Below are 20,320 nucleotides of genomic sequence, written 5' to 3'. Positions count from 1 at the left end.
ACTGCTGGTGGTGGGAGTTGCGGTCCATGCCGCTGAGAGAGAAGAGAATACCCCTTGGCGAGTCACGGAGATCTATCTCGCCACTTTAGGCTACGCGCCGAACGCGGAGGGTGTAGCGTATTGGGTGCAGAATATTGATACCGATCCGCTCTGGACGCCCACCACCGTAGCGCAAAGCTTTTTCGACCAGCCCCTGATTCAGGAGGCTTACCCCGAATCACTGGGTCATGGCCCGCTGATTGAATCCCTTTATCAGAATCTCTTCGACCGCTCAGCAGATGCTGAGGGGCTGGCCTATTGGATCGAGGCATTGGAGAGCGGCCGTATCGACCGTAATGAGATGATTATTGCGATGATTGAGGGGGGATGGGGTAACCCGGATGCTGAGCAGGACATGGTTCGCTTCGGCAACCGGGTAAGGGTTGCTCAGGCCTTTATGGAACAGCAAGTCGTAGAAGGCCTGAACTACGATGAATTGTCCGCGGACAAGCAGGAAAGGTTCCGCGTGGCAGGGCGCGAAGTGATTGCAGCTGTAACAGCGGATGCGGGCACTGTCGAGACGGCCATCGCTCAGATACCCGCACTGCTGGCTCGGTTGGACAGTCAGGTCGGTTTTTTTATTGATACACAGGTGAGTGGACTGGAATATTCAACTCCGACCGTGCAGGGAGTGACTTCGGAAGATGGCCGTTTCTTTTATCAGGAAGGCGAGGATGTCGAATTCCGCTTGGGATCTATCACCTTAGGTTCGGCCAGAGGAGAAAGGGTGATCACGCCCATGTCTCTCGTGGACGGTAGTTCACCTGACGATCCACGCGTGCAGGATCGTGTGCGATTGCTGATGATGCTGGATAGCGATGGTGATCTCAGCAATGGAATCCAAATCAGCCCTTGGGTAATCCATTTGGCCCAGGGATGGGGAGGTTTGGCTTTTGGAACGGAGGAATTTGAGGGCCAGGCCGAACGAATTCGGCAGGAGCTCGAAGCGACGGATGATTACGAGCAGGTTTCCTTGCCTGGGCGTGAGCAAGCGGCACATCATTTAAGTACTTCCTTTTTCTGTGCCTACACTGGCGCTTATCAAGGTCGATATACGGGGGATTACAGGGGGCGCGCGGCTGTCCTGCTGTTCGATGGCAAGGTCCTTGGGGCTGCGGAAAACACGGATACGGGGGCTCGCCAAGTGGTGTCCGGGAGCGTGGTCCCCGGTCCAGATGCCTTTGCTTCTTTCGGCGTGGCTTCTCTTGGCGGATACTTCCAGGGCATTGTCAGCCCGGATGGCTGGTTCTCTGGCACTTGGGTGGAAGGGTGGTACGAAGGTACTTACGACCTGGCCAAGGAGAGCATGGGTGACGTAAACGGCCCGGGATCTACCAGCTACCTACTGGCCTACGACACACTCTCGCAAGGCTCATCGGCCGGGGAAGACGCCGATATCGGGCTTTTGCGCGTTACAGTGACGCCCGCGGGAGAGGTTGCCGGCGAGGGCTTCTCGGTGAATCGCTGGCTCATGAATCCGGGTTCAGAAATATTCACCGTTTCGGGTGACTTTTCCTCGGGCCAGTTTTCCTTGCAAACTGAAGTCGGTTCTATCCAGGCCCAGATACAGGGTGACGGCCAGATCACAGGAAGCTACACAGGCCAGTTCGGGCAGTCCTCTGTCTCCGGTTGCCGGGAGTTAGTGCCATGAGTGCGCTCCAGCGGCCGCAGCGGGGTGAGGGAATTGCCCACCCTGTGCCGTGTCGCAGAAATCTACCGCCCCGCCTGTTGGGGTGTATGAAAAAACCGGCCCTCTAAGTCACCTTAAATGCCGGTCAGGGCCTTATCTGATAAACACCAGTAATCAGCATTTCGGCTAAAGGCCCACAGTTTCGACCTTGTAGGAAAATCCTTACAGGTACGTATGACCCACGTCAAAAGCGCCGGGTGAATCTGGGGTGCAGGCGGGCGCCACGCCCGTTAAGCTTTGTACCGAAGATCTCGGGCGAGCCATGGGCATGAATATCTCGCTTGTGTCTCTGCGCCACTAGCTTGCCTCTATGAGTATTTGTGCAAGCGGCATCGATAATCAATGAACAAACACGTATCAGGACGCAGTCATTATGAATTTCATCCAATTTTTCGGAACGCCAACCGTCGCGAAGTTTCCCATCCTGGTCCTTTTGCCGCTCTTTCTGGTGGCCTGTGCGACTATTCCACAGCCTGACGAACTCGCGGCCCCTCAACCAATACAAAATAATTCAGGGGAGTTTATGTCGCCTTATACGTCAGATGGGATATTGGCCGAATGGGTTTCAGATGCAGTTAATGTAAGATTTGGAGCTGCGACTGGTCGGGCAGTCGGCACAGCGGTGGGCCAGGATGCAATGCAACGAGTCCCATTCATTGGTGGTTGGTTGGGGCGTCGTGTTGGAGACGAAGTAGGTAGGCAAGCGGCCATCAATCTAGCCGGCGGCTGGGATCACATAAAAGATAGCTCTGACCTTTCTTTTGATGATGTGAAGGATTTGGCAGTTTGGATGTATGTGGTCCATTCTGACCATGAACATTACGAGGAAGCCGTTGAACTCACAGGTGAGATCTATCCGGAGTTCCGAGATAATTACCAGCGTGCCTTAACTCGGGCGGCTAGACGTTGATGCGGTGGATATGGTGGGGCGCATCTATGAACTGGACTAGATCAACGTTAGTCGTTGCCATCCTGGCATTGTCGCTGGGCTGTACCACGCACCAAACTACAAGGGTCAATAGCAACGAAGGTCAAGCATCTACTTACGAAGATGCCTCAAGCCCGGGGTCGATAACCGGAATTGGAATTGAGTCACAGGATATTATTAGCATGACAGATCGCATGATGCGTGACATGCTATCGAACCCAAGTGTAGCTGGTCAGGTTCCTCCCGCAAGGGTGATAGTCGATGCCGACTACCTGCGGAATGAGAGTTCCTCCAGGATAAACCGCAATATCATCACTGATCGTCTGAGGGTTGAGCTCAACCGAGCTGCCAACGGTCGTATCGTCTTTGTCGGGCGCCATTATTCCGATATGGTGGCCGAGGAACGCAGGCTAAAGCGCGAAAATGAGGTATCTCATGGCAGCGGTCAGTCGGCGTTGCCTTCGGGTGCTGACTATAGGCTTGGGGGGCGCATCACCTCAATTGATGCCGTCGACGCAAGCCAAGGCAAGGTTTCGCGGTATCATCAGTTTATCTTCGAAATGGTCGATCTTGAGACTTCAAATATTGTGTGGACCGGCATGTACGATTACCGCAGGAGCGCGCAGGATGATATTATCTATCGGTAATAGGGCTGCTCAACTCCTTTTGGTCTTTTCTGTCTGTCTTATCCTGGTGGCATGCTCGGCGTCCGCCCATCATCAAGCGATGCGCGATTCGGGGGACAAAGATCTCGATCCAGGAACACTCGCGAAGTTGGAAGATAAGCCGGAACCGCTACAGGCCCACTACAAGGCGGTGTTGGCAGGCGACCCCAGTAGCCAAGTGTTGTACCAGATGCGGCTGGGGCTTGAGGCGATGGGTCATGGCGAGTATCAAATCGCCGCTAACTCATTTGACGTAGTGTTAGCGCATATCGAAAGTGAGTTTGGCACCACCGAGCAAGCGAAGCAAGCACGGCGCTTGTGGTACGAAGAGGGAATGAAAGACTTCCGTGGTGAGCCTTATGAAAGGGCAATGGCATATTACTACAGGGGGTTGCTTTACCTGCGGGAGGCGGATTATCAAAACGCCAGGGCTAGTTTCCGAAGCGGGGTGCTTCAGGACGCATTTGCGGAGGAGCTCCAGTATCGGGCGGATTTCGCGCTCTTGATGTTTCTTGAAGGTTGGGCGTCGCACCTCTTGGGTGATACGGAGCTGGCGCGCGACTCTTTTGAAGAGGCCAGGGCTCACCGTCCCGCTCTCCCCCTGCCTGCCGCGGATTCGGATTGCCTGGTAATTGTAGAGACGGGCACTGCGCCACGAAAACTTGCCGATGGCGTTGGACAGTACCAATTGAAACTGTTTAGAGGCCGTGGTTTCGAGGCAGATAAGGTGGCACTCCAGAGAGATGGAAGTTGGGACAATATGTTCCCCATTGAGGATATTGCGTGGCAAGCAAAGACGCGCGGAGGACGCCCTGTTGATCACATACTCAAGGGGCAGGCAGTGCTGAAGGGGCGAGTGGATGATGTGGGTAGCACGGTCGCAGATGCAGGGACGACCGTCACGCTCTTATCCCCCCTGCTTCAGGGTCAAATGTCGGAAATACGAGGTGGGGCCGCCGCCCTCAGTGCTGTAGGCCTTTCAAGCATGTTGGTGGCACAGAGAATGAACCCTCGCGCAGACACAAGAACCTGGGATAACTTGCCCGACCGGGTTCACCTGGCAATGTGCGATGAGAATGAAGCTGAGCTCAATGTGCGTTTCCTGAACCCACGGGGTGCGCCCATCGGATCGATCCAGCAAGTCCTGCTTCACATGGACCGCCAGGGTAATCGGTTTGGGTGGATCCGTTCACCTGAAACCCTAGCGCAATAATGTTTTGGGAGGAGGATTAAGCATGCGGATGCTCGTGGCCGTAACCGTTCTACCGATGATGTTGCTATCGGGATGTACCAGCACTATCACTGACGTCGATGAAGGCCCCGCGCCTGGCGTTCATGTGAGACACCCCGATGCGCCGAGTGCTCGGATTAATATGAATTCGGTGGCAATTATTGATAAAAATCTACAAAGTTCCGCGAGTCGCAGGACCGTTACGGATGCCCCGGACTGGCTCTCTATATTTCGTAATGACCGTCAAGAAAATACGCATTTGAGTAAGATTGCTGTTGAACGCACCAACTCAAGACGAACCCCCACCGATACACTAGAGGTGTGGGCCACCTTTAGAAATCGCACGGATTCACCACTTACGATCGAATCACGTGTGCAGTTTTTCGATGCGCAGCAGGCACCCGTCGAAGGCCCGACCGCTTGGCAGCGTCTCCACCTGCCGCCGCAGTCCGTGAATAGCTATACCGAAGCGTCGGCGACCATCGTTGAGCCCCGTTATTACTACATTGAAGTGCGTGAAGCAAAATGATGAGAGCATTCAGTCCGTTGTATTTTTTGATGGCCTTGTTGGCTGGATGCGCAAGTACTGTGGACTTGACTACCGAGACGCCTGCCGGGAGTGTCCCGCCTCCCAGTCAGTCTTCCATTGAGCGAGACGGGCAACTCGGAATGGTCATGCCAGAGAACGGACAGTGGTCGGAAATGTAGGAATCTCGCCGAAGTGGGCGCTGGCTTGGGGAGCAAGTATTGGCGCCGTGTATGTAGTGTGGCTGTTACCCATCAATCATCTGGCCGGTACGTCGGGGCTCTGGTGGATTGGGGATCCGGGCGCCCACGTTTCGGCGCTGCGAGCTTATCTTAATGATGATTGGCACGTTCCCATACTGTACACGCGGCATCTGAATTACCCTGAAGGTATCAATGCCGCGTTTGCCGACGTCATTCCGTTGGTGGCCGTTCCCACCAAGATGTTCGCGGATCTACTGCCGCCTGATTTCCATTACTTTGGCTACTGGCTGGCGTTCAGTTATGTGCTGCAGGGTGTCGCAGCGGCCTGGTTGCTGCATTTGATGGGGGTGCGGGATCGTGTGATGCTGCCCTTGGCGGTGGTTCTCTTCCTGCTATCCCCGGCTATGCTTTTCAGAGTTCATGCCCATGCGGCTCTGACGTTTCATGCTGCGATCCTCATTGCGCTGGCATTGTACTTTCTCATGACGAGGCCGGGTGCAATAAGTAATCGGAGTCTGATGCTCTCGCTGGCTATGCTCGCCTGTGTAGCGTTGTTGGTTCATCCGTATCTGCTCGCGATGGTGGTGCCGATCTTCATGGTAGGCCTGGTGGACCGGGCTCGGCTATGCGATCACGGGATGAGCGCGCAAGCCGTTGTCTTGTTGGGTGCATTGGCTCCAGTCATCTTCATCATGTGGGCGGGCGGCTATCTGACCCATGGGGTCGGGCAATTGAGTGGTGGTGGGGGGTTCGGGTTCAACTCGATGAACCTGGTGGCACCGCTCATCGGTGGGCACTTCCTGGACATGCCGTCCCTGCAGGATCAGAGCGGGCTGTATGGTACCTGGCCCGTTCCCTATGATGCCACCGGTGGCCAGTTTGAGGGGTACAATCACTTGGGCCTGGGGGTCATCGTCGGACTCCTCATCGTTGTGATGACGCAATGGCGGCGTTTACCCTCGCTTGTTCGGCGCCACGCCGGCTTGTTTCTGCTGATGGTGGGTTTTACGTTGTATGCCATTTCGAACAAGGCCTTTGCCGCCGGCATTGGGCTGTGGGAGATTTCATTGCCGCAGTGGATGATGCCCCTGGCTGAACAGTTTCGTGCCAGTGGCAGGTTTTTTTGGCCGGTGGGTTATCTGCTGGTGCTATGCATGGTTCTGGGGCTGAGTGCGTTGCGGGGGCCAAGTCTGGGGCGGGTGTTGCTGGCTGGTCTCGTCGTGGTTCAGGTTGCTGATACAGCCCCATTGCGTGGCATGACCAGGGAGGCGGCGGCCTTGGAAGCCCCCATGCAGATGAACGACAGCTGGTGGCAGCACCAGGCCGAGCGCGCTGAGCGTATTTATCTTTTCCCAGCCTTTGGTTGTGGTGCTCATGCCTTCGAGGACATCGTTCCCCTTCAGCGTCTGGCCGCCTTTAGTGCGACACCTTTCAACACCGGCCTTATCGCTCGTGGGGTGGGCAACTGCGTGGACAAGGAGTCTGTTTTGGCGGAGGGACTGATGGATGGGAGTTTGTACGTGTTTCTGGATGATTACATCGATGAGACGGAACTGGTCAGCAGATTTGGCACCCAGGTCGAACAACGGTGCACTCCTTTTTCGGGCGGTCATGTTTGCACGCCTTAAGGATCGCGTTGTTCGGGAGATGCGCTCGCTCACTTTTTTCGCACTGGTGGGGGCCAGTGCAACTGCCACACACTTGGGCGTCGCTTGGTTGGTGCTGTCACTATCCGATCACTCAGTGTTCGTCGCCAATGCCTTGGCCTTTGTCGTGGCTTTCGTCGTGTCCTATCTCGGCCACAGTCGGCTCACCTTCGTAGCCAGGAAATCCAGTTTGCACCGCTTTGCGCTGGTGGCTCTGGGAGGGTTTGCGCTAAACAACCTACTCCTGGGAGGGGTGGTGTTCAGTGGTTTGCTGGACGGTTTCCTGGCCATCGTGGTCGCCACGCTGGCGGTACCTTTGCTTGTTTATTTTGCCGCCCGTTTCTGGGCGTTTGATTCAAGGTGATGGAGTTCCCATGCAGCAATGTGTGAGTCTGATTGTGCCGGCACACAACGAGGGTGCGCACATTTCCCAAAGCTTGCGCACCATCCTTTCTGAGGCACGCAAGGCGCAAAACGTGCGATACGAGCTCCTCGTTGTTGATGATGGCTCCACCGATGAGACTGCCACGCAGGCTTTGGCGCTGGCCCAGGAAGGGGAGGCGGTTCGCGTGTTGTCGTTTACCCGAAATTTTGGGAAGGAGGCGGCCATTCAGGCCGGTCTGGAGCATGCCGAAGGGGATGCGGTCATCCTTCTGGACGCAGATCTTCAGCATCCCCCGGAGCTCATTCCGGAGATGGTCAGGCTGTGGTGCGCCGGCTTGCCCGTGGTGCATGCCGTGCGCACGCGTCCGCCTGAGCGGCGCTGGGGGTCGGATTGGAGCGCGCGCTTGTTCTATTGGCTCTTTCGCAGGATGGCTGGGATCGACCTGTCGGGCCAGTGTGACTACAAACTGCTGGATCGCGAGGTCGTGGACGCTTATTTATCCTGGCCGGAGCGACAACGATTCTTCAGAGGGCTGGTCAGCTGGGCGGCCTACCCAAGCGCGAGTATCCCATTTTCCGTGCCCCCAAGGTCTTCCGGCCAAAGTCGTTGGAGTACCCTCGGGTTGCTGCGTTACGCAGTGACCAACCTGACCAGCTTTTCGGCGTTGCCCCTGCGATTGGTCGCCGGGCTTGGCTTGCTCACACTGGTCGCAGGCTCTGCGGTGGGATTGCACAGCCTGTTCCTGAAGTTGAGTGGACAGGCACTGGATGGATTTACCACGGTGATCGTGCTGGTCAGCGCCTTGGGGGGCATGACGCTGCTCGCGCTGGGCATCGTCGGCCATTATCTTTCTCGCATATACGAGGAGATCAAGGGGCGCCCAAGCTACCTGATCCGCCCGTCTCGTCAATAATCTACTCTGGAGTCTATCCATGCCAAGACCAGAATCATACGGAATGCGCGAGCAAGTCATGGAAGTGTATGCAGGTGTTTGGGGTGCCCATGCCTGATTATGAGGCGGTGGTCTATTGTTGCAGGTATGCATCAAGCCATAGGAGTTAAGTGTCATGGGCACACGTAAAGCGAATGCTATCGCGCTGGCGTCATCGCTCTTCATGTATCTTTTCTCGAGTGCTGTTTCAGCAAGCAACCTGCCTGAGCGAGAAAACCTTTGGTGGCAAGTAACCGAAATCTATGTAGCGACACTGGGGCGCGCGCCGGATGCTGAAGGGATACAATATTGGGTACAAATGATTCACCAAGAGCCCGCTTGGACGCCGGAGACTGTCGCCCAAAGTTTTTTCGATCAGCCCTTGGTCAAGCAAGCATATCCCTCCCAACAATCCGCAGCGGATTTTGTAAAGGCAGTTTATGACAACGTTTTTGGGAGACCCCCGGAACAGCCTGCTCTTGAATACTGGGAACAAGAACTTGCAAGTCAACTAATCACGCGTGACAAGCTCATTATCGCCCTTATCAATGCGGGATGGCAGAACCCGAATGCAGCGGACGATATGCGCATATTCGGCAACAAGGTGAGGGGGGCGGCGACTTTCGCCGATGTACAGACAAAACTAGGAATCTCCTATACGAGTCTGTCTTTAATGCAGCAAGAACACTTCCATCAAATTGGAAGAGAACTAATCCAGAATATTCACAGTGGCAATATTCAGGATTATGCCTCCTTCTCAAGGGATCGCCTATCCACTCTCACGGCAAACCCTCACGACCTCACCGCCACGGTATTGAATGATTTTCTTGTCTATGAACTAGGTGATTTGAGAGAGGGGTTGCTAAATGATGACCACCCGGCCAGCTTGGAGCGAGAGCATTTTATAAGCATCACGAGCAATCTACTAAATGATATCATCTGGTCAACCGCAACTCCAATAAACGACTTCTCTCAAACCATTATCAGACTCCTTCAGGCCACAAGATTTCTACCCTCCATAAGGCTTGAATGCGTGGAGTTCCCGCATAATCCGGAACTCCACCTCCCGATTATGCTATTGCAGACAGCGTGGTGGGGTGGCCGCGACTGGGGAGAAATAAAGCTTCATGTTGTCTACCGTGATCAAGACGCACAAGACCATCTGTTAGAGTACACCTCTGGCGGCAGAACATTTAACTTTATTGAGTCCAATAAGTTATACGCAGTTTTCCCGGAAACGATAGAGCTATCCAATGTTGAGTCAGACGATTCAAACAGTTCATTGCGCTATGGCGTCGAATATGACGGCTCTATCGGCTTCGAGATGGAGCTTCAGGGGATCCGTAAGTTGGTTAATCTCGGAAATTCACGATGCGGCTACCGGCCAGAGGATGATCACGGTAACACGATTGCCGACGCGACTCCGGTGCCGCTCAATTCAACCATAGTGGGGGCAATCGACTACCCAAACGATATTGATGTTTTCAAGATCGAAGTGGACGCGCCTGGGGAATTAACATTACGCACGAGAGCAAGAGATCCGTGGGGTGCAACCCAGACGCGTGGGACACTTATGGATGAAGACGGCATGATCCTCAAAAGAACAGGGAACTGGGCGAGGCATTTCAATTTACAATATCCGGTTTCAACAGGCGTCTACTATTTGGCTGTTCAAGATCTGTACCCTGGCCAGAAAAGCAAATATTATCTCGATGTCGGCGTGGCCTACGACCACATAGTGGACGGCCGTTTTCTCCCTATGGGGGACCGGGTGCGAGATGTCCGGACCGGGCTCTTATGGCATCGCTGCCTGCTTGGTCAATCGTGGGATGGTAGTCAATGTCTTGGTAACCCCCAATTGCTTCTGGCCCGGGAGGCGCTAGACACCAGGCACGATCGTTACAGATTACCAACGGTTGAGGAGCTAAATACTTTAGTGTATTGCTCCAGCGGCCAGCCTCAGCAATATGGTGCGGATGTGTGCGAGGGGAATTACTTAACGCCAACCCTTAATTGGCTCGCATTCCCGACGTTCGGTGAGAATTTCCCAATCGTATGGGGGCGTTCACCTACGCTAAATGCCGCAGGCCAGAGAACGTTGGGTATTGTGGATTTTAGATCCGGAAGGGATCATGACATTGTGGGAGAGGGTGACATCGACTTTGCTCATTCCGCCGCCGTTCGACTTGTTGCAGATCCTTAAGGGAACCCCACGCGAAATGTCGGGGGGGCGCTGAGGCCACTATAACGTGGATGTCTATCGCATTGGCCAGCAATCATCATCCTTGGTGGTCTATTGATCGCAGGTCAGCAGGGCCGCATCTCGGGTCAAGAGGCCTGAGCACCGGATGCTCATGGGGACCACGTCCTTGGACCAGGAATTCACAAGCGACTTCTGAATTTTTGCCATGGAAACCTCAGGGAGGTGGTGTCCATTAGGTGCTTTTCTCTTGATTATCATTTGATATTACCCATGTTTTCCCCTAGCATGGCGCGTTTTGCATGGTCTTGTTTGAAAAGACGGCTCCAGTCTTGTGGGATTAAGGGGTGCATTTGAATGAAGCAGTCCAGTGAGAATGGCGCCGTGACAAGCGCCAGCGTTCGTGGCGCCTATACGGCGGAGTACTTTCTGGAGGACTGTGGAGGTTATGAGACCTACAAGCAATCCGGCGGCAAGGTATTGGATATTCGCCTGGAGTGCATGGCCCGGCTGGGTGCCCTGAAGCTCGGCGCAAGCCAAGTCAGGGTGTTGGACCTGGGCTGCGGGCGGGGGGAGATCGCACGATATTTTGCGGCTCAAGGGTGTCTTGTGGACGCAGTGGACTATTCGCCTCAGGCCATCGAGCTGGCCGAGGCTTGCTTCGAGGGAGAGCCAAGCCTCCGACAGAATACTCATTTCGTGTGTGGGTCAGTAACCGATCCAAAGGTGTATCAGGGGGGGTATGACCTTGTTCTGGCCTCGGACCTGATTGAGCACCTTGCTCCGCAGGAGTTGGATGAGCTCTACAGTCTCGTCCGGCGTCATCTGAAACCTGATGGCCTATTTGCCATTCATACCTTCCCGAATCACTGGTTTTATCGATTTGGCTATCCGCGACGCCGACGAGAGGCTGAACTAAAGGGCGAGAGCCTGCCTAGCGAGCCACGTAGTCCCTACGAATTGCAAATGCATATCAATGAGCAAACGCCAACAGGCATGCGAAAGCAGTTGGCTTCGCATTTTGAGCATGTCCTTTTATGGGGGGCGGATCATCATAATCCCGCAGGAAGTCTGCAAAAGCGGTTTTCAAAGAGTGATTGGCGGGATGCGCCATCCTTGTTTGCGCTGGCGGCCAGAAGGCCCTTGGAGCGACAGCGTGTCATTGATGTATTGGGTGCTCGTCTCGAGGACAGCCGTCATCCTGACGAGGCGGTTGCCGCAACCGCCGCAGCGACTGTGCCGGAGAAATGGTCAGGATCAGGGGTGGCAAAGCGCCTGGTGAGGCAGTTGCGTCGCATACCTGGAGTCAGGAAAGCAATCGATATCCTTTCTGGTGTCTATCATCTGCCCCGCCTGAGACACGAGTTGGCCATCCTGATGAAAGCCCATCACGTAGATGGAGGAGATCAGAAAAGGCTGATGGGCTGGTATCAGGCCTTTGAAGACGCGTTTCGGGGGCCGCCTGAGGTCATTCGGGAGCGTTTGCGGGTTTACTTGCCTTACATAGTGAATGCACCGGTGCAGCCGACCTCGCCATTGCTGGACCTGGGCTGCGGTCGCGGGGATTGGCTTTCACTCCTTGCCGAGACGGGTATTTCCGCTCGAGGAGTGGACACACACCCGGATGCTTTGGTTAGAGCAGAGGCCCAGGGGCTTTTGGTCACACGTGCCTCGGCTGTGGAGTACCTTGCCGGATTGCCAAATGCCAGTCTTGGAGCGATTACGGCCTTTCACCTGCTTGAACATCTGCCATTTGAAACGCTATTACAACTTCTTGAAGAAGCCCATCGTGTTCTGGTGCCTGGAGGGGTGTTCATTTTTGAAACACCCAATCCGGAGAATCTCTCCGTGGGTGCCTGCCACTTCTACGCGGATCCGACGCATCAGAAGCCTCTTTTGCCCGAGGTGATGGCTTTCACGCTTGCGCACGTAGGCTTTACTGATATCGAGACCCTGCGTTTGAACCCGGTGGCTTCTGAGCATCATATCCAGGAACAAGGTAACCTACCGCATCGATTTAACACCTTGTTTTACGGTCCACGGGACTTTGCCTTGGTCGCAAAGAAGTGATCCTTCTACTAATCTGGGATACCCGTCACGTATTTTTCCTTGAATAATCGCCGGGCACCGTCTAAAAGACATACTAAACGCAGGGCTTTGGTGAGGCTCGTTTGAGGTCTCGATTCGTCTTGGCTTACCCGGGAGCGGTACGTCATGAAGGCGTCCTTTCGTGGAGCTGTAAACCTTTTTGCCTGTGTCCTGGCTGGAAAACGGATTTCTCCGCGTATCCTGGGGGCGCATGCGCGTTATCCTTTATTATTTATCATCCTTATTGTTTGTTATGTTCCCCTCGCTTCCAGCGCAACGCTAACGCGGTTTGCCGACATTACATTCCCACAAAGTGTGATGGTCAACCAAGAGGGTGACGTTTATGTTCATTCCCTCTCGTTGCTGGGTGACGGCGGTTTATACCGATTCGATTCCCAGGGACGCCGGCTGGCCTATAACCCGAATTTATTCGGGAGTATCCGTTTGGTTGAAGACTCGGAGCGTGGTGTCATATGGGGACTGGAAAAACGTGGTGGCCTTTATGTCATAGATCCTGTGACATTGGATTCCAGGTTTTTTCTGAATATTGCTGTGCACGGTTTTCCTCATGAGCCAGTCCTGAATGTGCTCTCGGGTGAGTATGTGACATTGCCTATGTTGTCGCATATCATCTTTGGGGACATTGCACTGAGATCCCTTGGGCATGATGGACTGGAGCTGTATTTCTCTGGCATGCAGGGGCCTGGCGGCTCTCAGTTCGTGGGCCGATTGAGGCTTCCAAACGACCCGTTAGCCACCGGGAGTGCTGTCCACACGGACGTCCTTGTCGCAAGCTTCCCCTTACCCACTCCAGTCATACCCCCGCCCTTGGATACTCAAGGCCCTGGTTTGGCTTTGAATCCCGACGGTACGTTGATTGCCAGCCTTGTTTATCACCCGCAATCACGACCTGGAGCCGGATTTGTCTCACCATTCTACATCGTCAAGATGCATGTGGATTTCAAGTCTACCGGGGTTGGGTATCCTGAATTGACCTTGGGCTATCCTTCAAGGCAGTTGATGTCAATGGGGATGTCCGAATCAAAGATTGACAGCGGTTTTCTGGTGGGGGCGTTCGCCCAGGGGCAGGCGTGCTCAGGTGGGCCGGCAATTCTCTATGTGAGTCCTGGCGTGGACCGTGTGGACTGTGTGGTGGACTTGGTGAATACGACCTTGGGTACTCTGGCTCCCGGCGGTGTCGACATGACTACTGATGGTCGTTCGGTGTACTTCACGATTTCACCCATGAATCTTGTGGCGAAAGCTGAAGTGAATTTGCAAGCTCCGGTGCCGGATGATCCCCCTGACGTCCAATTCGATCGAGATAAAACACAATGGAGGGTGGCAGAGATCTATGTGGCTACACTGGGGTATGCGCCAGAAGCTGACGGCCTTGATTATTGGACCGACGAAATTGATTATAAGCCCTATTGGGATACTCTCTCGGTCGCCCAGAGTTTTTTTGACCAGCCAGGGGTGCAGGCGGTATATCCTTCAGGCCAGCCTTACGATGTGTTTATAAACGCTCTTTATCAAAATATTTACAAAGGGCCGCCGGACGAGGAAGGTCGGCGATACTGGCTGACCGAACTTCAGTCTGGCAGGTTGCAGCGTAATCAAATGATCATTGCCCTGATCGAAGGCGGGTGGGCGAATCCGGCTGCCGCGACTGAGATGCGTGGTTTTGGACACCGGGTAGATGTGTCTTTGAATTTTGCAAGTTATCTGCGAAGTCGAGGCATTCGCTTCGGTGCCTTGACTCAGGCTCAGCAGGAATGTGTGCGACAGGCAGGGCGTTCCGTCATCGTGGACGTCACTGAGGATAGAGGCTCGCGAGACCGCGCCCTTCAAAAAATCCCATCAGTATTGGGGTGTCTCTGAGGCCCTCGTCGAGAATGGGTTTTGTGTGGTCAGTTTGTCTTGACTGGGTTTTTGTACGCTTTTCGTTCAAGGTTCGCAAGGCAGCCGGAGTCAGATTTATCCCAATGGAGCGGCTGCATAACGAGGAACAAGATCATGAACAGGGCCTTTCAACGATGTGTATCATCCCCGTGGATTACCATCAGTACGCTGATTTTCGTTTTCATTCCGCTTCCACTCGTCGCCTCTTTTGCGGTGGAAGATATTCGTGCCATCCCCTTTGATCCCGGTGAAGCCCAGTCCATTGCAAAGCCCTCAGACTCGCAGAGGGTCGAGTCAGATGATTTACGCCTACGGGTGATCAAGGAGTCCATTGAGCATGTCAAGGCCGGACTGGTGTCCAGTCCAGCTAGCTTGCCAGTACAGCCTGGCGGCGGGGAGATGAAGTGGTCAACAGAGGAAGTCCCGGGTGTCCACGAAACTCCCATTCAACGGCCGGTGCAGGGCAAGAACTCGAGAAAGCATCATGCATTGGAATTCCATGCACAGCCCAGGATGGCCCCGGGGAACGCAACATGGAGCGAGGGAGCCCGGGACCTGAAGGGCTTGGAGATGAGCACCAATCCGATGGGTGCTCCGAGGGAAATTGCGCGCCGGTTGCCGGAGGGGCAGAGGGGGGCATTGTTGGAATCCATCCCTGCCCCGCGCTCTGGAGACGCAGCCGACGCGGCTGAGCACACTGCCTGGACCTTCCTTGAAACGTACCGAGATCACCTGCGGATTATTGATCCACGGTCCGAATTGGCTCTGGAACTGCGACAGCAGGATGATCTGGGCCGAACGATCTTCCGGTTTACCCAAAGCTACCAGGGAATCCCGGTCTGGCCGACCCGGCTGAATGTCCATCTCGATTCCGCGGGAAACGTGGATTTGTTTAATGGCTCATTCATCCCCACTCCAATCCACGTGGCCACTTCGCCGATTCTGGCTGAAGGGGAAGCGCGAGATCTTGCACGTAAAGAAATCCAGGATGGCTTTGGGGCACGGATCACGCATCCTGAGCTGATCATATATGGTCCGATTGATGCGCCGGCCCGCCTCGGTTGGAAAATGGATCTCGATATTGCGATCGACTCAGCCTGGAGGGTTGTGATTGATGCGCTCGATGGCAAGGTGTTGACGGTCGAAAGCTTGATTCATGGAGGACTGCCGCAAGGTATGCCGTCCATTGGAAGTGGTATCGGTGTACTAGGCGTTGAAAAGCCGCTGGATCTGCTTTCAGTTAATAGCAGTACCCATCTGCTCCTGGACGCGACCAAGCCTATGTATTCCAAAGGCCAGGTGATCCTTGTGCTCGACGGAAAGGGGGAATATACATCGCCTTCTATGAGTTTTTCCTATATCACTTCAAATGACCGTTTCTCAGGATGGTTGCCGACTGGCGTTAGTACGGCCCGAAATTTGTCCCTGACCTACGATTATTTTTATGAAGTGCACGGATTCTCCTCTGTCGATGGCGAGGGTGATAAACATGTTCTTGCCTTTGTAAATATTTCCCCGCGCAATAATGCCTTCTGGCATCCCGGCATGTTTGTGATGGGTTTCGGCGACGATCAGCCCTTTTCAGGATCTCTGGATGTGGTGGCCCATGAGTATATGCATGGGGTGACATCGCACACTGCTAATCTAAGGTATTTCAAGGAATCCGGAGCCCTTAACGAGGCTTTCTCTGATATCTTTGGTGAAATGGCGGAGCGGTATGCGTTTGGGCGGAATGATTGGCGCGCGGGCAGTGCGTTGCCCCAAACGATGATGCGGCGGTTGGATGGGCCGGGAAGTATTAGTATTTCATTGCCTGCTCATTGTATTCAGGCGTACCCGGCACATTACGATGATTTCTGCGATATGTGCCTGGGTGTGTCGGACCAAGTATGCGCTCAAGATCGTCGGCTGAATCTCGGTGGCGTGCATGTGAACTCCACGATCGTTAGCCATGCGTTTTATTTGCTGGCGGAGGGTATGCCGGGTGCCATTGGTGCAGGCTCCGCCGAAAGGATATTTTTTCGTTCCATTCGTCGCCACCTGACTGAACAGTCACGATTTATTGACATGCGTGCGGCGGCCATTCGGTCGGCTGAGGAGCTCTTTGGTAGTGGCTCAAATGAAGCCTTGAAAACGGCCAGTGCCTTCGATGCGGTCGGCATTCTTGGGCGCTCGCCGACTCCGCCTGCACCAGAACGCCCGGTGATCTCAGGCGAGGATTCAACCGTATTCGTGTCGCGATATGACGCATCTGAGCCACTCTCGTTATGGAGAAAGGAAGCTGCTTTGAACGATGGTCAATATGGCGCGCCCTTGAGTGCTTATCCGGTAATGTTTGATCGGCCCAGTGTGTCAGGAGACGGTTCTTTCGTGACTTTCATAGATTCCACGAGTGATGTGTGCTTTATATCTACCGGGGAGCGTGGGGCAGAGTCTTGCGCAGGCTTGAGTGGTGAAATCTATTCGGTGGCAATGTCTCGTGATGCGAATATGTATGCCTTCGTGTTTCGTGATGCCGCGGGTAGACCGGAAAATCGCATCGGCATCGTGGATCTCATTAACGAGACCATGGAGACCTTCGAGTTGCGAGCGGATGCTATTTCGGCGCACCTGCAATTGGATACGGTCATTCACGCGGATGCAATGACGTTCGTCGGCGGTAATCGTTTCCTGGTTTTTGATGTGCTGAATCGAATCAATTTGGTTGATGGGTCATCGTTCGTTAACTGGAGCATATCCGGGCTGGATTTGATGTCTGGTCAGAATTTTGTCATTGTGCCACCCATGCCGGGAGTGAACTTTGCGTACCCGTCAATATCGCATACCAGCGACAACTTTCTCGTATTCGACATACTTGAAGAAGGAGCCAATAGGTCTTGGGTCGCGATCCTGCATGTGCCCACCGGCCAGATTGCTGGGGTTGATGAGACCCATGGTTACTACGGATCACCTGTATTCACAGGTGATGACCGTGCAGTGGTATATGCGAAGGAGGATCCGCGTTGGTGGCGCAACATGGGGTCGTCCCTGTTTCGTGTGGCGTTGACAAGTGACCGGATGGGTCCGCAGGGCAGTCCCGAACTATGGATAGAGGATGCTGACTTTGGCGTGGTGTATCGTAGGGGTGATTATCAGGTGGATCATCCTCTCGCCATCAGCGTGATGGGCTCCGGGAGTGGCTCGGTACGGAGTGCACCGGGGGGCATTGACTGCGCACCCGCGTGCTCGGCGCGCTTTGCTCAGGGTACGGTGGTTGAGTTGGTGCCCGCTCCCACAGGTCAGTCAAGTTTCGATCGATGGGGCGGCGACTGCGCGGGTTCTGGCGTGTGTCGGGTAACCATGGATCGCGAAAGGACGGTCTCCGCACATTTTGCGGGAATGCGCGCAACCCCCCCCGAACAGCGGGACCAGCGGTGGCAGGTGGTGGAGGTGTATCTCGCCACCATGGGCGGGGCGCCGGATCACCAGGGGCTGGAATACTGGTTGAATAACCTACGCACCGGCTGGACCCCGGAGATGGTAGCGATGAGCTTTTTTGACCAGCCGTTGGTCACTCAGAAATATCCGCCCACGATGGATGATGGCGAATTGGTGCGGGCCTTGTACTGGAATATCTTCGGTCGTATGCCGGATGAAGCCGGGAATCGTTACTGGACGCAGGAGCTGAGTTCCGGGCGAATGCCGAGAAATGCCATGATTATTGCCATGATCAATGGGGGGTGGGCCAATCCGGAGGCGGCGGTGGATATGGCAAGACTCGGTAATCGTACGGATGTCGCAATGGCCTTCGCCGATTACCACCACGAACGAGGCATCCGGTATGAAGCATTGTCGCCATCGGGACAGGAGTGCTTCCTTCGGGCAACCACCGCAGTCATGGAAGGGGTGACATCGGATCCGGCTTCACGGGATGCCGCCATTGCCCGCATTCCGAGGTTGTTGGATTGCCTTTGAGGACTTGAGTGAGGAATGCATACCTGATTCATTGAAGATCCCCCAGCAGGTGAGAAGGGGATCAGTCCGCTGACTCTGGATGTGCCAGGAACCCCAGCATGTCCGGAATGGCGCTCACGGTGGCCTGCAGCGTGGATAGATGGCCGTCCAGGCCGGCTAGGATCTTCTCGCCGGCCTGGATCAATAACGTCTGATGTTCGTGTGACATTGTGCTGAAACGCCTGTCCAGTTGATCCTGATAACGAGCGAAGGCCAGCCCGGTCTGGACCTGATGCATGAAGCGCCGCATGTCCTCTGCGGCGTCGGGATTGGCCCACCCGCCGTGGATCATGGCAAGTACAAGATCTTCCCGCTGGAGTTCGCCCTGATCGAGAGCCTGGGTCCAGTAGCCGTATCCGAATGCATCGGCCTCACGCTGGAACAGGTTTTGGTAAATCATCCGCACCAGGGTGCCGTGGTTCAGGTCATCCGGGTAGGTTTGCGCAACCAATGGATGATTGAAAAAAGAGCGCGCCACCGTGAGCGCCGTCCAGTCGGGGTCACTGTTGATCCGGTGTGCCCAGTAGGAGAGTCCTTCCGCGTCCGGTGCTCTTTGGAGAAGAGCGACATAAATTTCAGCGACTTGCCATGCTGTCCGCTCTTCCCGGACTTCGCTGCTGGCAGGCCACTGGCGCTGCGTGATTTGGCGAACCCAGTCCAGGTGATGGGGAACCCGTGTGTACACGCCCGGCTTCCCGGGACGGGCGCAACCTTCGCCCCAACTGGCAAGCCCAAGCTGGAAAAATTCGCCATCGGCGCTCGGCACCACCAGTGGGCCACCACTGTCCCCCTGGCAAGCATCCTTGCCGCCGTCAATGGGGCCAGCACAGATCATTCCTTCCGTCACTGCCTGACGAGGGTGGGCTGCATCGCATTGCTCCAGGTTCCACAGGGGCAGCTCCACTTCCTGTAGCTGGTCTGCCATATCACCGTCTTCGCTGGTATACCCCCAGCCTGTCAGCGTTGCCTTGAAACCCGTCGGTGCGAGCCACGCACTATCCTCCTCGTCCATCAGGCTGAGGGTGGGGTGGAAGATTGGATGGGTCAGCTCGATCAGAGCGATATCGTTCAGGGGCCACCGGTATTCAGGATGGATCTCCAGGGTGTGAGCATAGGCCAATTGCCCACCCGCCCCCAGTGCCAGTGTGTCGTAGCGGACCCGTACCTGTGCGGGTGACCGAATATCCTCCAGGCAGTGGGCAGCGGTGAGTACCCATCTTTCATCAATCAGGCTGCCGCTACAACGCAAAACAAAACCCTGGCCCGATTGAGACAATTCCAACCCTACATGCCAGGGCCAGGCCCCCGGCTCGGCTGGCGACCCACCAACGACTCGCGGCTGCACTGGCCGCCATGCGTCCTGGGGTTCCCCTTGGGCCTCTTGGTACCCCAAGGCTTGTGCAGGCCAGCAACCTGATGTCCACCCAAATGCGACGATGAGGCTGAGGCCTAAGCGCCGAATCAGTACTTTAGCCGGTAAATTGAGGTCTCTTGAAGGGGGTATCAAGATAGCTTCCACTCTCATGAGCATGACCTATGGATATCTCTACCGCGCGGGTTTGAGTCTCTAAAATCCATCCTGAAAACTTGACGTGGTTCTCATCCTGTTCTAGGAGTATACCGAATCGCGGTTGGATCTTTACTGGCTTGCAGCCTTGGGTGCGGGCGAAATGGGGGAAAGGACGGCGCTAGGAGAGCGTCGAAGGGGCGGTTGTCATGCGGGGTGGTGTCTGGGCGCGCGCGGTGCGGGCGCGAAGCATGGGGTGTGCGATTGTGGTGCTCGCCCTGGTGATGGTGAGCTGGCCGGCACAGGCTGTCGAGCGGGGAGAGGACACCCCTTGGCGGGTAACAGAGATCTACCTGGCCACGCTCGGTTACGCGCCGGATGTGGAG

13 protein-coding genes are annotated in these 20,320 nt (G+C 55.1%); 12 read left to right on the top strand and 1 reads right to left on the bottom strand.

What is annotated here, in order from left to right:
* The first annotated feature begins 124 nt into the window (after positions 1–124).
* From LPW30_RS14630 to LPW30_RS14575, 12 genes are all read left to right on the top strand, one after another.
* Entirely contained in the window at positions 125–1,690 is a 1,566-nt protein-coding gene (locus LPW30_RS14630; RefSeq protein ID WP_239681220.1) for a DUF4214 domain-containing protein, read from the top strand.
* 412 nt (positions 1,691–2,102) lie between these two features.
* Positions 2,103–2,639, top strand: coding sequence for a hypothetical protein (locus LPW30_RS14625; RefSeq protein WP_239681219.1), 537 nt, complete (start codon positions 2,103–2,105; stop codon positions 2,637–2,639).
* Positions 2,640–2,839: 200 nt separating this feature from the next.
* Entirely contained in the window at positions 2,840–3,304 is a 465-nt protein-coding gene (locus tag LPW30_RS14620; protein ID WP_239681218.1) for a penicillin-binding protein activator LpoB, read from the top strand.
* A complete protein-coding gene (locus LPW30_RS14615; RefSeq protein ID WP_239681217.1) occupies positions 3,285–4,535 on the top strand; it encodes a tetratricopeptide repeat protein in 1,251 nt (416 codons plus the stop codon). Before LPW30_RS14620 ends, LPW30_RS14615 begins: the two co-directional genes overlap by 20 nt.
* Positions 4,536–4,557: 22 nt before the next feature.
* Positions 4,558–5,082, top strand: a complete 525-nt coding sequence (locus tag LPW30_RS14610) for a putative periplasmic lipoprotein (RefSeq protein ID WP_239681216.1) — start codon at positions 4,558–4,560, stop codon at positions 5,080–5,082.
* A gap of 163 nt (positions 5,083–5,245) precedes the next feature.
* A complete protein-coding gene (locus LPW30_RS14605) occupies positions 5,246–6,910 on the top strand; it encodes a DUF6311 domain-containing protein (RefSeq protein WP_239681215.1) in 1,665 nt (554 codons plus the stop codon).
* Positions 6,894–7,292: a GtrA family protein gene (locus LPW30_RS14600; protein WP_239681214.1), complete on the top strand. Its 399-nt coding sequence runs from the start codon at positions 6,894–6,896 to the stop codon at positions 7,290–7,292. The genes LPW30_RS14605 and LPW30_RS14600 overlap by 17 nt, the downstream gene beginning before the upstream one ends.
* Positions 7,293–7,302: 10 nt before the next feature.
* Positions 7,303–8,226, top strand: coding sequence for a glycosyltransferase family 2 protein (locus LPW30_RS14595; RefSeq protein ID WP_239681213.1), 924 nt, complete (start codon positions 7,303–7,305; stop codon positions 8,224–8,226).
* A 154-nt stretch (positions 8,227–8,380) separates the two neighbouring features.
* A complete protein-coding gene (locus LPW30_RS14590; RefSeq protein WP_239681212.1) occupies positions 8,381–10,447 on the top strand; it encodes a DUF4214 domain-containing protein in 2,067 nt (688 codons plus the stop codon).
* Positions 10,448–10,801: 354 nt separating this feature from the next.
* Positions 10,802–12,514 (top strand): class I SAM-dependent methyltransferase, encoded by a 1,713-nt coding sequence (locus tag LPW30_RS14585; RefSeq protein ID WP_239681211.1) that lies wholly within the window; start codon positions 10,802–10,804, stop codon positions 12,512–12,514.
* 144 nt (positions 12,515–12,658) lie between these two features.
* Complete coding sequence (locus LPW30_RS14580) at positions 12,659–14,413, top strand: DUF4214 domain-containing protein (RefSeq protein ID WP_239681210.1); 1,755 nt, start codon at positions 12,659–12,661, stop codon at positions 14,411–14,413.
* Between the two features lie 135 nt (positions 14,414–14,548).
* On the top strand, positions 14,549–18,388 hold the full coding sequence (locus LPW30_RS14575) for a M4 family metallopeptidase (protein ID WP_239681209.1): 3,840 nt from the start codon (positions 14,549–14,551) through the stop codon (positions 18,386–18,388).
* Between the two features lie 61 nt (positions 18,389–18,449).
* Here the strand turns inward: LPW30_RS14575 and LPW30_RS14570 are convergent, their stop codons facing one another.
* Entirely contained in the window at positions 18,450–19,952 is a 1,503-nt protein-coding gene (locus LPW30_RS14570) for a trypsin-like serine protease (protein WP_274521698.1), read from the bottom strand.
* Between the last annotated feature and the right edge of the window lie 368 nt (positions 19,953–20,320).

Source organism: Ectothiorhodospira variabilis (genome assembly GCF_022227625.1).
Lineage (GTDB): Bacteria > Pseudomonadota > Gammaproteobacteria > Ectothiorhodospirales > Ectothiorhodospiraceae > Ectothiorhodospira > Ectothiorhodospira haloalkaliphila.
The sequence above is the reverse complement of the archived record's forward strand: the minus strand, read 5'-3'. Positions and strand labels throughout refer to the sequence as shown.